The organism is Humitalea rosea (assembly GCF_003253705.1).
Taxonomy (GTDB): Bacteria; Pseudomonadota; Alphaproteobacteria; order Acetobacterales; family Acetobacteraceae; genus Humitalea; species Humitalea rosea.
Genome location: NZ_QKYU01000003.1, coordinates 112,406 through 126,772, shown reverse-complemented (window position 1 = coordinate 126,772; position 14,367 = coordinate 112,406). Strand labels below are relative to the sequence as shown.

Genomic DNA, 14,367 nt, shown 5'->3' with positions numbered 1-14,367 from the left:
GCCGCGCCGGCGGGCTTGCCGCATCTCGCCCGAGGCGGCAGGCTCCGCCAACTTCGGGACAGCAGACCATGCGACAGACGCTCTCGCTCGCGGGCCTCGTGATGCTGCTCATGCTGGCCTCCGCGGGGGTCGGGCTCTTCGCGCTCGACCGCTCCCGCGACGACCATCTCCAGGCCGTCCATGGCCTCGCCGCCCTGACCGAGCAGCGCGACAACGCCCGCCAGATCGAGGTCGCCTTCAAGGTCCAGGTGCAGGAGTGGAAGAACATCCTGCTGCGTGGCTACGACCCGGCGCTGCGGGCGCGGTACCAGGCCGCCTTCGCGGAGCGGCGGGCCGATGTCGCGGTGGGACTCGCGGCACTGGCCGGCACGCCTGAGGCCGGGCGGCTCGCCGCCGCCCATGCCGTGCTGGGGCAGGCCTATGACGCGGCCCTGGCCAGCGCCGACCTGACCACGGCCGAGGGCGTGCGCGCCGCCGATGCCGCCGTGCGGGGTGCGGACCGCGAGGTGCAGGAGCAGCTCGACGGCCTCGCCGAGGCCCTGGGCGAGGCCCATCGCGACGCCGCCATGGCGATGGAGGAGCGGCTGACCGACCGCTATGAGGAAACGCGGCACTTGCTGCTCGTCGTCACCCTCGCCGGGCTGCTGGCGACGCTGATCCTGCTGGGCCTGCTCGCGCGCCGCCGTCGCTGATGGACCTCGCCGCGACGTTGCTGGGCGGCCTCGGGCTGTTCTTCCTTGGCGCCAAGGCGCTGAGCGCCGGCCTCTCCGGGCTGACCGACCGGCGGCTGCGGGCCGGGCTCGCCGCCATCACCTCCCGCCCCGGCGGCACGGCGGCGGCGGGGGTGGTGCTCGGGGTGGTGACGCAATCCTCGGCGGCGGCGACCTTCATCGCGGCCTCCATGGTCGCGGGCGGGATGCTGCCGGCGCAGCGCGCGCTCGGGGTGGTGCTCTGGGCCGGGCTCGGGACCGCGGCGCTGGTGCTGCTCGCGGCCTTCGACCTGCGGCTCGCCGCCCTGTGGCTGCTGGCGGTCGCGGGGATCGGGGCGACCTTCGGCATCGGCCGCATGGGCCAGGGCCGGGCGCTGATGGGGATGCTGGCCGGGCTCGGGCTGCTGCTGCTGGGGCTCGCTCTGATCAAGGCGGGGGCGGCGCCGCTGGGTGCCTCGGCGCTGATGCGCGAGGTCGCGCGCTTCGCCGGCGAGGCGCTGCTGCCGGCCGCCATCGCCGGGGTGGTGGTGACGCTGATGGTGCAATCGGCCTCCACGGTCACCATCCTGGCCCTCACCCTGTCCTCCGCCGGGCTGCTGACCGAGCCGCAGATGGTGATGGTGGTGCATGGCGCCTTCCTCGGCTCGGGGCTCGCGATTCTGCTGCTGGGCGGGGCGGGGCCGATCCGGCGCCTCGGGCTCTGGCAGGCGCTGGCGCGCGGGCTCGGCACCACGGTTTTCGCGGGGATCTACCTTGCCGAATACTGGGGCGGGGTTCCGCTGTTGCAATCGGCCCTGGCCGGGGTGCACGACCCCCAGGCCCGTGCCGGGGTGATGTTCGCCCTGTTGCAGGGCGGGACGGCGTTGCTCGCCACCCCCTTCGCCGGGATCGGCGGCCGGTTGATCGACCGGCTGCTGCCGCCCTCCCCGGCCGAGGCGCTGGCGCGGCCGGCCTTCCTGTTCGAGGAGGCGGCCGAGGACCCGCCGACGGCACTCGACCTCGTCGCCCGCGAACAGGCGCGGCTGGCGGCCGCCCTGCCCGATCTGCTGGACCATCTGCGCGAGGATGGCGGGCGCGGGGCCGGCAATGCCGAGGGGCTGCGCGCGCTGGAGGGCGAGATCGCCCGCTTCATGACCGGGCTGCTCGGGCGCGGACTGCAAGGCGAGACCCTGGCGCGCGCGATGGCGCTGGAGCAGGCGCTCGGCCACCAGGGCGCGCTGCGGAGCACGCTGGAGGAATTCAGCGCCGAGGCCGCGACCGCGCATGCCTCGCTGCGCCCGATCCTGGCGCGGCTGGCCGAGGCGCTGCATCTGCTGCTGCTGCAATATGCCGAGGCGACCGATGATGCCGCCGAGGCCGCGACCCTGGTCACGCTGACCGAGGACCGCGGGCCGAGCATGGCGGCGCTGCGCCGCCGCGCGGCGCAGGCGAGCCCGGCCCCGGAGGCCCAGGCCGCGCTGATGCGGGCGACCGCGCAGACGGAGCGCGCGGTCTGGCTGCTCCGCCGCCTCGCACTCCCCCTCGCGGCCTGACGCGTCAGACCCGTTCGACGATCATCGCGATGCCCTGGCCGACGCCGATGCACATGGTCGCGAGCCCGTAGCGGCCCTGGCGGCGGTGGAGTTCGGCCACCACCGTCTGCACCAGCCGCGCGCCGCTCATCCCCAGCGGATGGCCGAGCGCGATGGCCCCGCCATTCGGATTCACGAGGTCGCTGTCATCCGCGAGACCAAGGTCGCGGGTCACCGCCAGCGCCTGGGCGGCGAAGGCCTCATTCAGCTCGATCACCGCCATGTCCGCCAGCGACAGCCCGGCCTTGGCCAGCACCGCGCGCACCGCGGGGGCCGGGCCGAAGCCCATGATGCGCGGCGCGACGCCGGCCGCCGCGACCGCGACGACGCGGGCGCGGGGGACGAGGCCGAAGCGGCCGGCGGCGGCCCCGCTCGCCACCAGCATGGCGCAGGCGCCGTCATTCACGCCGCTCGCATTGCCGGCGGTGACGCTGCCGCCCTCCTTGCGGAAGGGGGTGCCGAGCTTGCCCAGCGCCTCCAGCGTGGTCTCCGGGCGGGGATGCTCGTCGCGGTCCACCACGATCGGGTCGCCCTTGCGGCGGGGGATGGTGACGGGGACGATCTCCTCGGCGAAGATGCCGGCGGCCTGGGCGCGGCCGGCACGCTGCTGCGAGCGCCAGGCGAAGGCATCCTGGTCGGCACGGCTGACCTGGAACTGCTGGGCGACGTTCTCCGCCGTCTCAGGCATGGAATCGACGCCGTGCCTGGCCTTCATCGCCGGGTTCACGAAGCGCCAGCCGATGGTGGTGTCGTAGATCTCGGCCTGGCGGGAAAACGCCTCGGTCGCCTTGCCCTGGACGAAGGGCGCGCGGGTCATGCTCTCGACCCCGCCCGCGATCATGAACTCGGCGTCCCCGGCGCGGATAGCGCGGGCGGCGATGCCGACCGCATCCATGCCCGAGCCGCAGAGCCGGTTCACCGTGCTGCCGCCGATGCTGTCGGGCAGCCCGGCCAGCAGCAGCGCCATGCGGGCGACGTTGCGGTTGTCCTCGCCGGCCTGGTTGGCGCAGCCGTAGATCACATCCTCGACCGCGGCCCAGTCCACGCCGGGGTTGCGCGCCATCAGCGCCTTCAGCGGCACGGCCCCCAGGTCGTCGGCACGGACGGCGGCGAGTGCCCCGGCATAGCGGCCGATGGGCGTGCGAACGGCGTCGCAGATGAAGGCATCGGACATGGCTTGGTTCCCCCGGGATAGAGATGTCCAGGGAGGACAAGCGCGTTTTTGCCTCGCCGCCAAGGGGGGCGCCAAGGAGGACGGGTCAACGCGCCAGCGCGAACCGCCCCGAAACCGCACCGATTCCCGCCACCAGCGCGACCGCGGCGCCGTGCCAGACCAGGATCATCAGCACCGCATCCAGATGGTGGAACAGCGACAGCCCGGCGGAGGACAGCGCCGCCGCCGCGAGCCCGGCGAGCGCCGCGACCGGGCCGGGGCGCAGGCTCGCGCCATCCTTCAGCAAATAGAGCAGCACCGCGAGCAGCGGCACGCCGAGTCCGACGATGAAGCCCATGCAGTGCCAGGAGGTGCCGAGCGTCAGCGCCGCCGCCCCCAGCCGCGCGATATCCGCAAGGCAGCCCCAGCCCAGCCCCGCCAGCCAGACCACCACCGCCGGCAGCGGCAGCAGCGCCCAGGCTTCGGAGCGCCCGGGCTCGGCCAGCCGCGCCGCCGCCAAGGCCGCCAGCACCCCGGCCAGCACGGAGGCGATCCACTGGATCTGTTCGGACGGCATCAGCATGCGTTCGTGGATATCCGGCCGGAAGCCGTACCAGGCGACCGCGCCGGTGATCAGGGTCACGGCGAGCAGCAGCCAGAACATCGCCCGCCGCCAGGGGACGACCGGCTGCACCGGGGTCAGATCGGCGGCCAGGGTCGCGATCATCTCGTCAGTCTCCATCTCGCCCTCCCCCCGGTGATGCGCCCAGACGTTTTCTCAAACTCGCCATCGCCCGATGCGTCGCGACCTTCAAGGCCCCGACCGAAAGCCCCGACCGGGCCGCGGCCTCGGCCAAAGGCAGGTTCTCCAGCTTGGCCAGCCGCAAGGCGGTGCGCTGGCTCTCCGGCAATTCGGAAATCGCGACGCGAAGCTGATGCGCCGCCGAGGCGGCCTCGCCATCCTCCCCGGCCGAGGCCAGGGTCTCGGCGAGCGGCGCCAGATCGACCTCGCGCCCTTGGCGGCGCCCCTCGCGCCGGGCGACGTCGATGGCGCGGCGGTCGGCGATGGCGGCGAGCCAGGGCCGCAGCGGCCGCTCCGGGTCCCAGGTATGGCGCAGGCGATGGATGCTCAGCAGCGTGTCCTGCACCGCATCCTCGATGGAGGAAGGCTCGCGCAGCCGCCGGCGGGCGACACCGCGCAGATAAGGGACGCAGGCGCGCAGCACCGCCGTATAGGCGGCGCCATCGCCCGCCTGAGCGGCCACCATCCAGACTTCCCAGGCGCCGGCCTCATCTCGCATGGCGGCCACACTAGCGGGCATCGGCATCCTGCACAGCCCGGCGCCGATGGCCATGCTCATGGCGTTTCGCTCCGATTTCGATGCTGTTGTTTCGCCGCCACGGCCCGCGTGGTTACGGCCGTAACCACGCCTGGGGATCAGGCGAACCAGGGCATATGGCTGACACTGGATGCCGAAGATGCCGCTGCCCCACCCCTGGCCCCGCCGCCTGTCCTGGATCCCGGCGATCTGGATCGCCTGGGAATACGGCTACTATTTGCAGTTCAAGCTGCCGGGCGCCGAAGGATCGGTGTTTCTTTTCACCATATTGTCCGATTGGCTCGGCACCCCGGGCGGCGAGAAGCCATTTCGCCTCTTCGTCGCCTCGATGGAGATCATCGCCTCGATCCTGGTGCTCATCCCGCAGACGCGGGTGCCGGGGGCGCTGTTCTCGCTCGGCATCATCAGCGGGGCGATCTTCTTCCATGTCGTGAGCCCGCTCGGCATCGACCCCTACAATGACGGCGCGACGCTGTTCATCGAGGCCTGCGTCACCTGGGTCGCCTCGCTGTCCATCCTCGTGCTGCTGCGGGGGCAGATCCCGCTGTGGATCGACCGCCTGCGCGGGCTGGTGCCGGGGCGCCACCATGCGTGAGGCGGCGGCGATGGCGGTGCCCAAGGCGCCGGGGCGCGACGGGCGGCTCGATGCGCTGCGCGGCTATCTGCAACTCGTGATCTTCGCCTCGCATTCCTACGGCTCCTTCATCGGCGCCTGGCTGATCCCCGCGGCCTGGGGCCTGTCGGACAGCAGCGAGCAGTTCCTGTTCCTCTCGGGCCTCGCCTTGGGCAGCGTCTTCTCGCGCAAGCGGGCGCGGGACGGGCTCCGCGCGGCACTGCTGGATCTGGGGCTGCGGATCGTGCGGCTGTGGCGCACGCATCTGGTCGTGTTCAGCGGCTTCGCGCTGATGGTGCTGAGCGTCTCGCTGCTGCTCGGCATGCCGAGCGAGGTCGAGCGGATGGGCTTCGGGCATCTGCTGCACAACCCGCTGAGCGGCTTCGCGGGGGCGGCGGTGCTGCTCTACCAGCCGAATTTTCAGGAAATCCTCCCGGTTTTCATCTGGTGCATGATGTTGCTGCCGGGCTTCGTGCTGCTGCTCGCGCGGGCGGGGGGCCTGGCGCTGATCCTGCCCGTCCTGCTCTGGGGCGCGGTGCAGCTCTGGGGCTGGAACCTGCCCTCGCTCGGCGGCAGCGGGATCGGCTTCAACCCCCTGGCCTGGCAGATCCTGTTCATGACCGGGGCCTGGATCGGGCGGCGGGCGCTGTTCGGCGCCGGGCCGCTGCCGGGGACGAAATGGATCACCGCCGCCGCCATCCTGGTGCTGGCGGGCGGGCTGTGGTTCCGGCTGATCGAGCACGGCTTTCTGGCCGGGCCGGCGCCGGGCCTGGGCGCGCTGACGGCCAAGGACAGCCTGGGGCCGCTGCGACTGCTGCATGCCTTCGCCACCTCCTGGATCGCGGTGCGGGTGCTGCCGGCGGCCGGGGCGGCGATCTGGCGGCATCCGCTGTCGGGCGCGCTCGGCCGCATCGGGCGGCACAGCCTGATGGTCTTCTGCGTCGGCCTCTTCCTGTCCTATGCGGCGGCGACGCTGTTCCGCACCACGGGCCATGGTTGGGGGCCGATGCAGCCCTTCGTGCTGGATGTCGTGCTGATCGGGGCCGGCACGTTGCTGCTGTCGCGCCTTGCCCGCTGGTTGGATCGCGCGCCGGAAGGCGCCGGGCGTCCGATGAAGGCGCCACCAAGCGCAGTAAGAACCGCATGAAAAAAGTAACGTGAGTTCCTATCACCACCTAATGGTTGTCTTGTGGATTTGACCAACATATCGTTACCACTTATTAATTGACGATCTCCTGCACCCGCTGCTTTCATTGCGGAAGCAGCGGGAGATGTGCGCGATGTCCGGTACTCTGCCACTCGTCGAGGTCCGCGATATCGTCGTCGGTGAGAAGGATGGCCTGGCGACCTTTGTCTTCGCCCTGAACGCGGCCTCCGCCAACCAGACCAGCATCCGCTATTCCTGGGACTACGGCACCGCCGGCAGCCAGGATTTCGGGTCATTCACCGGGACGATCACCTTCGCCGCCGGCGAGACCAGCAAGAGCATTCAGGTCGCGATCACCGATGATGCCATCATCGAGGAGCCTGAATCCTTTCACCTCACTCTGGGCACGCCGGTCGGCCTTGGCCTTGCGCGCACCTCGGCCACCGCCACCATCCTCGACAACGACCGCACCGACCGGGCGCCGCTGGTTTCCGTCACCGATACCGCGGTCAATGAATCCGACGGCTTCGCCTATTTCGTGGTGACGCTGGACCGCGCGGCGGGGGCGCCGGTCACCGTGGCCTTCCAGACCGCCAATGGCTCCGCCACCGCCGGGGCCGATTTCACCACGACCCAGGGCTCGATCGTCTTCGCCCCGGGCGAGACCGCCAAGACCATCGCCGTCCCGCTGCTGAACGATGCGGCGATCGAGTCGGATGAGAGCTTCGACCTCATCCTGACCGGCGTCACCGGCCCCGCCGGCACCGCTTTGGCCGATGCCCGCGGCACCGCCACCCTCTCACGCTCGGACGCGACCCCGGTATCGCTGCCGATGCTGACGGTCGATGATGTGTCCATCTCCGAGGGCAGCGAGCTGAATGCCCTCACCTTCGTCTTCCGGCTCAGCGCGCCCTCGGCCAACCAGACCAGCGTCCGGTATTCCTGGGATTACGGCACCGCCGGCAGCCAGGATTTCCAGGGCTTCAGCGGCACCATCACCTTCGCCCCGGGCGAGACCTCCAAGACCATCCTGGTCTCGGTCCTCGACGACGCCCTGGCCGAAATGCCGGAGACCTTCCACATCACCCTCGGCACGCCGGTCGGGCTGGTGCTGAGCCAGGGCTGGGCGACGGCCACGATCATCGACAATGACCGCACGGACCGCGCGCCGCTGGCCTCGGTCGGCGACACCGGGGTCAATGAATCCGACGGCTTCGCGCATTTCGTCATCACCCTGGACCGCGCCGCGACCACACCCGTCGTGGTGAATTACCAGACCGCGAATGGCACCGCCGCCGCGGGGACGGATTTCCTGGCCAAGCAGGGCACGGTGGTCTTCGCCCCCGGCGAGACCAGCGCGACCGTCGCGGTGCAGATCCTCGACGAGGGCGCCGCCGAGGCGGATGAGACCTTCGATCTGGTGCTGACCGGCATCTCCGGCCCCGCCGGCACCGCGCTGGCCGACGCACGCGGCACCGCGATCATCGCGCGCTCCGATACGGGGCCGCTGTCGCTGCCTTTGCTCACGGTGGACGACGTCTCCGTCTCCGAGACCAACGAAGCCGGCACCGTGACCTTCCTGTTCCGGCTGAGCGCGCCCTCCGCCAACCAGACCAGCGCCACCTATTCCTGGGATTACGGCACCGCCGGCAGCCAGGATTTCGGCGGCTTCTCCGGCACCATCGTCTTCGCCCCGGGCGAGACCCTCAAATCCGTCCAGGTCAACGTCATCGACGATGCCGTGGCGGAGGGGCCGGAGACCTTCCGCCTCACGCTCGGCTCGCCCACGGGCCTGGTCCTCGGCCGCAGCTCGGCCACGGCCACCATCATCGACAATGACCGGAACGAGCGGCCGCCGCTGGTCTTCGTGACCGACACCACCGTCAATGAATCCGATGGCTTCGCGCATTTCGCCCTCACCCTGGACCGCGCCGCGACCACGCCGGTCACGGTGAATTTCCAGGCCGCGACTGGCTCGGCCGTCGCCGGGCAGGATTTCGTCCCGACCCAGGGCTCCGTCGTCTTCTCCCCGGGCGAGACCAGCGCCACCGTCTCGGTGCACCTGCTCGACGATGCCATCGCCGAGGGCGAGGAGCGCTTCGACCTGCTGCTGACCGGTGCCAGCGGCACCCCCGGCATCGCCGTGGCCGATGGCCGCGGCAGCGCCCTGATCTCGCGCTCGGACACCGCGCCGGTTTCGCTGCCCACGCTGAGCGTCGATGACGTCACCGTTGCCGAGAACGGCCCGAACGGCACCGTGACCTTCGTCTTCCGGCTCAACGCCACCTCCGCCAGCCAGAGCAGCGTCCGCTATTCCTGGGACTATGGCACCGCCGGCAGCCAGGATTTCGAGGGCTTCTCCGGCACCATGGTCTTTGCGCCGGGCGAGACCTCCAGGGCCGTGCAGGTCAACATCATCGACGATGCCCTGTCCGAGCAGCCCGAGACCTTCCTCCTCACCCTCGGCAGCGCGACCGGTCTCGTGCTCGCCCGCACCTCGGCGACCGCGACGATCATCGACAACGACACCCCGGGCGCCGCACTGGCCTATGGGCCGGGCGATGATGTCTATGTGCTGCCCAATGCCGGCACGCCGGTCACCGAACTGCCGGGCGGTGGCATCGACACCATCGTCATCGCCGAAAGCATCGGCCTGCCCGCGAATGTCGAGAACCTCACGCTGTATGGCACCGGGGCCGCGAATGGCGACGGCAATGAGCTCGACAATTACCTGCGCGGCAATGATGCGGCGAATGTGCTGCGCGGTTTCGGGGGCAATGACACGCTGGATGGCGGGCTCGGCGCCGACCGGCTGGAGGGCGGGGCCGGGAACGACACCTACTTCGTCAACAACGCCGCCGTCGTGGTGGTCGAGGCGCTGGGCGGAGGGCATGACGTCATCTCCGCCACCGTCTCCTATACCGCGCCGATCGAGGTCGAGGATCTGTTCCTTGCCGGATCGGGCGATATCTCGGCCACCGGCAATGGGCTGGCCAATCTGCTGATCGGCAATGCGGGCAACAATCTGCTCGGCGGCCTCGGCGGCAATGACACGCTGCTCGGCGCCGCCGGCAATGACACGCTCAATGGCGGCGATGGCTTCGATGTCGTGGACCTTACCGGCATCGGGCGGCGGGGCAGCGGCTTCGCCCTCTCCGGCGGTACGCTCACCCATACCCATGGCGCGGAGGTGGAGCAGTATATCGGCATCGAGGAGATCCGCTTCGCCGATGGCCGCGTCGTGCTCGATGCGGCCGACCCGGCGGCGCAGGTGCTGCGGCTCTACCAGGCGGGGCTGGGGCGCGGGCCGGACCAGGGCGGGCTGAATTTCTGGATCGGCCATCTGCAACATGGCACGGGCAATCTCGGCAGCCTGGCGCAGGGCTTCCTCGGCAGCGACGAGTTCGCGGCCCGCTTCGGCACCGGCCTGTCCAACGCCGCCTTCGTCGATACGCTCTACCACAATGTCCTCGGGCGCGGCCCCGATGTGGGCGGGCAGACCTATTGGGAGGGCGTGCTCGGCGCCGGCGTGCCGCGCGCGGATGTGTTGGTCTCCTTCTCCGAAAGTCCCGAGAACAAGCAGCTCACCGCCCCCAGCGTGGCGGCCGGCATCTGGGACCTGAACGAGAACGCGGCCGTGGTGGCGCGCATCTACGACACGGTGTTCGGGCGGCTGCCCGATGTCGGCGGGCTCTCCTTCTGGCGCGACGCCTTGGATGCGGGCGCGATCTCGCAGCGGGAGGTCGCTGCCTCCTTCGTGGGATCGCCGGAGTTCCAGGCGAAATACGGCGCGCTGGGCAACCAGGATTTCGCCGCCGCCCTCTATGTGAACACGCTGGACCGCGCGCCGGATGCGGGCGGGCTGGCCTATTGGACCAACACGCTGAACGCCGGCGTGCCGCGCGTCGATGTCGTCCTCGATTTCAGCGAAAGCCCGGAACATGTGGCGCTGACCGCCCCCTCGGTGATCAGCGAATCCCCTGCCTCCTACGGCATCCTTTTCGTCTGACCGCTCAGCGGGCGCGCAGCAGGAACAGCGCCCCGCAGGCCAGGAGCGCGAGGCCCGCGGAGAGCCACAGCGCCCCCACGCCATAACCCGCGATCAGCAGCCCGAACACGACCGGGGACGCCGCCTGCGCAAGCCGCGCGGGGATCGAGAGCAGCCCGGTGCGGGCGCCGTAGCCCCCTGCCCCGAAGATCGCCAGCGGCAGCGTGCCCTTGGCGATGGTCAGCATGCCATTGCCCGCGCCATGCAGCAGCGCGAAGCCCGCCGCCCCCGGCGCCCCAAGCGCCGCCAGGGTCAGCGCCCCCAGCGGATGCGTCAGCGTGGCGATCCGCGCCGCGACCAGCGGGTGGAAGCGCCGCAACAGGCTGAACTCCACCACCCGCGCGCCGACCTGGGCCGGACCGATCAGGGCGGCGGCCAGCACCGCCGCCGCCGGGCTCGCCCCCGCGGCCGAGAACAGCCCCGGCAGATGCGCCCCGATCGCCCCGGCATTGAAGGCCGCGACGGCGAAGACGAAGGCCAGCAGCCCCATGGCGTGCTTCGGCGGTGGCGCCCGGGGCGGCGCCGCGGCGGCCGGGCTGCTGCCGGCCAGCGGCATCTCGGCGCGCGGCAGCGACAGATAGAGCGGCAGGCAGATCAGCACCTGCACCCCGGCCCAGCCGATACAGGCCCCGCGCCAGCCGAAGGCCTCCAGCAGCAGCGCGCTGACCGGCCAGCCGATGGTGCTGGCAAAGCCGGCGAAGAGGGTGATGCCGGTGATCTTGCCCCGCGCCTCGGCGCCATAGAGCCGCGCCAGGGTCGCGAAGGCGGGGTCATACAGCCCCATGGCCATGCCCAGCCCCATCACCGCCCAGCCGAGTATCAGCCCGACCAGCCCGCCCGCCCCCGCCAGGATCAGTAACCCCGCCGCCAGCACCAGGCTGGAGGCCGCCAGCACCCCACGCCCGCCGCTGTGGTCGATGACCCGCCCGACGACCGGCCCCACCACCGCGCCGAGCAGCAAGGCCCCGGAAAACGCCGCGAACACCGCCGATGGCGGCAGGCCGAGGCTCTCGGCCATCGGCGCCGCCAGGATCGCCGGCAGGTAATAGGAACAGGCCCAGGCCAGGGTCTGGGCGGTGCCGAGGGCGATGACGACGGTGGTCGTGCGCGCGATCATGACGGGACAGTAAGGAGCATGGCGCATCCTCCCGCCGGCTCGGGGAATCGTCCATCCCACCGCGCTATCTCTGGTCAAAGATAGCGGTGCTGTTCTAGGCTGCGGGACATGCGCAAGATCCTCCTCGCCCTCCTCCTGCTTGCCGGCCTCGCCGGCCCCCGTCCTGCCGCGGCCCAGGCGCCGCCGCTGACCGTTTTTGCAGCGGCCAGCCTCGCGGATGGCATGCGGGCGCTCGCCCCGCTCTGGGCGGCGGCGGGCCATGCGCCGCTGCGGGTCTCGCTGGCCGCGTCCTCGACCCTGGCACGGCAGATCGAACAGGGGGCGCCGGCGGATGTCTTCGCCTCGGCCGATGAGGCCTGGATGGATTGGGCCGCCGCACGCGACCTGATCGACCCGGCGACGCGGCGCACCGCCCTCGGCAACAGCCTGGTGCTGGTGGCACCCGCCGGCGGCACGCGGCAGGTCACGCTGGCCGAGGGGCTGGACTGGGCGGCCCTGCTTGGGCCGCGCGGGCGGCTGGCCGTCGGTGATCCCGCGCATGTCCCGGCCGGGCGCTATGCGCAGCAGGCGCTGACGGCACTCGGCGCCTGGCCCGTGGTCGAACCGCGCCTGGCCCGGGCCGAGAATGTGCGCGCCGCGCTGCTGCTGGTGGAACGCGGCGAGACCCCGTTCGGCGTCGTCTATGCGACCGACGCCTATGCGACTGACGCCGGCGCCGGGGTGCGGGTGGTCGGCACCTTCCCGGCCAGCAGCCACACCCCCATCACCTATCCCTTCGCGGTGACGCGCCGCGCCGCGGGCAATCCGGAGGCGCTGGCCCTGGCGGCCTTCCTGACCGGCGAACAGGCGGCCCCGGTCTGGCGCCGCCTCGGCTTCACCCTGGCGCAGGAGTGACGCCTGAGGAATGGCAGGCGGTTGGCCTGTCGCTGTCGGTCGCGCTGCGCTCCGTCGCTTTGGCCCTGCCGGTCGGCATCCTGCTGGCCTGGATCCTGTCGCGCCGGCGGTTCTGGGGCCGGCCCTTGCTCGATGCCATCGTGCATCTGCCGCTGGTGGTGCCGCCCGTCGTGGTGGGCTGGGGGCTGCTGATGCTGTTCGGGCTGCGTGGCCCCTTCGGCGCCTGGCTGGATGACTGGTTCGGGGTGCGGCTGGTGTTCTCGCTGGAGGGCGCGGCGCTGGCCACCGCGGTGATGTCCCTGCCCCTCGTGGTCCGCAGCGTGCGCCTGTCGCTGGAGGCTGTGGACCAGGGGCTGGAACAGGCCGCCGCGACCCTCGGCGCGCGGCGCATCGACCGATTCTTCACGATCACCTTGCCGCTGATGGCGCCGGGGGTGCTGGCGGGCGGGATCACCGCCTTTGCCGCGGGGCTCGGGGAATTCGGCGCGGTGATCACCTTCGCCGGCAATGTGCCGGGTGAGACGCAGACCCTGCCGCTCGCCATCTATGCCGCGATCCAGACCCCGGGCGGCGAGGCGGCGGCGGCGCGGATGGCGGGGCTGTCCTTCGCGCTGGCGCTGGCCGGGCTGCTGCTGGCCGAGGCGATGCATCGCGCCCTCTCCCGCGCCATCGGGCGCGGGTGATGCTGCGCGTCGCGATCGGGCACCGGTTTCCGGGTGGGATGGCGCTCGACATCGGGTTTTCCGCGCCCGGCGGGGTGACGGTGCTGTTCGGCCCCTCGGGGGCGGGGAAATCCTCCGTGCTGTTGGCGATCGCGGGGCTGCTGCGGCCGGAACGGGCCGAGATCCGGCTGGACGACTTGGCGCTGCACCAATTGCCGGCCGAGGCGCGGCGGGCAGGCGTGGTGTTCCAGGAGGCCCGGCTGTTCCCGCATATGAGCGTGCGGCGCAACCTGCTGTTCGGGCTGCGCCGGGCGCCGCGCGGCGCCGAGGGCCCCTCGCCCGAGGCGGTGATCGGGCTGCTGGGGCTGGACGGGCTGCTCGACCGCCGGCCGCAGCGCCTGTCGGGCGGCGAGCGGCAGCGGGTGGCGCTCGGCCGCGCGCTGCTGTCGCGGCCGCGGCTGCTGCTGATGGATGAGCCTCTGGCCTCGCTCGACCTGCCGCGCCGGGCGGAGATCCTGCCCTTCCTCGAATCCCTGGTCGCGACCGCCGGGCTGCCGGTGGTTTACGTCACCCATGCGCTGGAGGAGGCCGACCGGCTGGCCGATCATCTGGTGCTGATCGAGGCCGGGCGCGTCGTCGCCGAAGGCCCGCCCGAGGCGCTTTCCGCCCGCACCGATCTGGCCCTGCTGGCGGGGCGGCGCGATGCCGGGGTGCTGCTGCGCGCGAGCATCGCGGGGCATGACGCGGCACGGGGGCTGACGCGGATCGCGGTCGGGGACCAGATGTTGACGGTGCCGCTGCGGCCGGAGCCCGCGGGCAGCCCCTTGCGGCTGCGGCTGCGCGCGCGCGACGTGGCGGTGGCGACCGCGCCGCCACACGGGCTGGCGGCGCATTCGGTGCTGGCGGCGCGGCTCGTCGGCATCGCCCCGGCCGGGCCGGCAGAGGTGTTCCTGACCCTGCATGCCGGCAGCGTCACCTTGCTGGCGCGGACCCCGCGCCATGCGGTGGCGGCGCTGGATCTGGTGCCGGGGCGCGACCTCTGGGCGCTGGTCCGGGTGGGCGCGCTGGATCACGGCGCGGGGTAGCGCCGGGACCGCCCGGCGCCGCCGCGC

Annotated in this window: 12 protein-coding genes; 8 read left to right on the top strand and 4 right to left on the bottom strand. The window is 71.9% G+C overall.

Annotated elements, in window-relative coordinates:
- Positions 1 to 68 precede the first annotated feature (68 nt).
- Positions 69 to 692: a hypothetical protein gene (locus tag C8P66_RS03715; protein ID WP_146422699.1), complete on the top strand. Its 624-nt coding sequence runs from the start codon at positions 69 to 71 to the stop codon at positions 690 to 692.
- Positions 692 to 2,242: a Na/Pi symporter gene (locus C8P66_RS03710; RefSeq protein ID WP_111396802.1), complete on the top strand. Its 1,551-nt coding sequence runs from the start codon at positions 692 to 694 to the stop codon at positions 2,240 to 2,242. The genes C8P66_RS03715 and C8P66_RS03710 overlap by 1 nt, the downstream gene beginning before the upstream one ends.
- A 4-nt stretch (positions 2,243 to 2,246) precedes the next feature.
- Here the strand turns inward: C8P66_RS03710 and pcaF are convergent, their stop codons facing one another.
- The 3 genes from pcaF to C8P66_RS03695 form a co-directional block, all read right to left on the bottom strand.
- The gene (gene pcaF, locus C8P66_RS03705) at positions 2,247 to 3,455 is read right to left on the bottom strand and encodes a 3-oxoadipyl-CoA thiolase (protein WP_111396801.1); all 1,209 of its coding nucleotides are present in this window, start codon (positions 3,453 to 3,455) and stop codon (positions 2,247 to 2,249) included.
- Positions 3,456 to 3,540: 85 nt separating this feature from the next.
- On the bottom strand, positions 3,541 to 4,176 hold the full coding sequence (locus C8P66_RS03700) for an NrsF family protein (RefSeq protein ID WP_111396800.1): 636 nt from the start codon (positions 4,174 to 4,176) through the stop codon (positions 3,541 to 3,543).
- The gene (locus C8P66_RS03695) at positions 4,166 to 4,795 is read right to left on the bottom strand and encodes a sigma-70 family RNA polymerase sigma factor (RefSeq protein ID WP_111396799.1); all 630 of its coding nucleotides are present in this window, start codon (positions 4,793 to 4,795) and stop codon (positions 4,166 to 4,168) included. The genes C8P66_RS03700 and C8P66_RS03695 overlap by 11 nt, the downstream gene beginning before the upstream one ends.
- 118 nt (positions 4,796 to 4,913) lie before the next feature.
- Between C8P66_RS03695 and C8P66_RS23735 the strand changes: the two genes are divergently transcribed.
- The 3 genes from C8P66_RS23735 (at position 4,914) to C8P66_RS03685 (ending at position 10,543) form a co-directional block, all read left to right on the top strand.
- Positions 4,914 to 5,369, top strand: a complete 456-nt coding sequence (locus C8P66_RS23735) for a hypothetical protein (protein ID WP_158537084.1) — start codon at positions 4,914 to 4,916, stop codon at positions 5,367 to 5,369.
- Positions 5,362 to 6,534, top strand: a complete 1,173-nt coding sequence (locus C8P66_RS03690; protein WP_158537083.1) for an OpgC family protein — start codon at positions 5,362 to 5,364, stop codon at positions 6,532 to 6,534. The genes C8P66_RS23735 and C8P66_RS03690 overlap by 8 nt, the downstream gene beginning before the upstream one ends.
- Positions 6,535 to 6,667: 133 nt before the next feature.
- Positions 6,668 to 10,543, top strand: coding sequence for a Calx-beta domain-containing protein (locus tag C8P66_RS03685; protein ID WP_158537082.1), 3,876 nt, complete (start codon positions 6,668 to 6,670; stop codon positions 10,541 to 10,543).
- Between the two features lie 4 nt (positions 10,544 to 10,547).
- Here C8P66_RS03685 and C8P66_RS03680 read toward each other — a convergent pair whose 3' ends face one another.
- Positions 10,548 to 11,699 (bottom strand): MFS transporter, encoded by a 1,152-nt coding sequence (locus tag C8P66_RS03680; protein WP_111396796.1) that lies wholly within the window; start codon positions 11,697 to 11,699, stop codon positions 10,548 to 10,550.
- A 108-nt stretch (positions 11,700 to 11,807) separates the two neighbouring features.
- Here C8P66_RS03680 and modA point away from each other — a divergent pair, with 108 nt between their 5' ends.
- The 3 genes from modA to modC are packed head-to-tail and all read left to right on the top strand — an operon-like array spanning position 11,808 to position 14,340.
- Positions 11,808 to 12,593 (top strand): molybdate ABC transporter substrate-binding protein, encoded by a 786-nt coding sequence (gene modA / locus C8P66_RS03675; RefSeq protein ID WP_111396795.1) that lies wholly within the window; start codon positions 11,808 to 11,810, stop codon positions 12,591 to 12,593.
- The gene (modB, locus tag C8P66_RS03670; protein WP_111396794.1) at positions 12,590 to 13,276 is read left to right on the top strand and encodes a molybdate ABC transporter permease subunit; all 687 of its coding nucleotides are present in this window, start codon (positions 12,590 to 12,592) and stop codon (positions 13,274 to 13,276) included. The genes modA and modB overlap by 4 nt, the downstream gene beginning before the upstream one ends.
- Positions 13,276 to 14,340 carry a molybdenum ABC transporter ATP-binding protein gene (gene modC, locus C8P66_RS03665; protein ID WP_111396793.1) on the top strand — a complete coding sequence of 355 codons (1,065 nt, stop codon included), beginning with the start codon at positions 13,276 to 13,278 and terminating at the stop codon, positions 14,338 to 14,340. Before modB ends, modC begins: the two co-directional genes overlap by 1 nt.
- Positions 14,341 to 14,367: the final 27 nt, after the last annotated feature.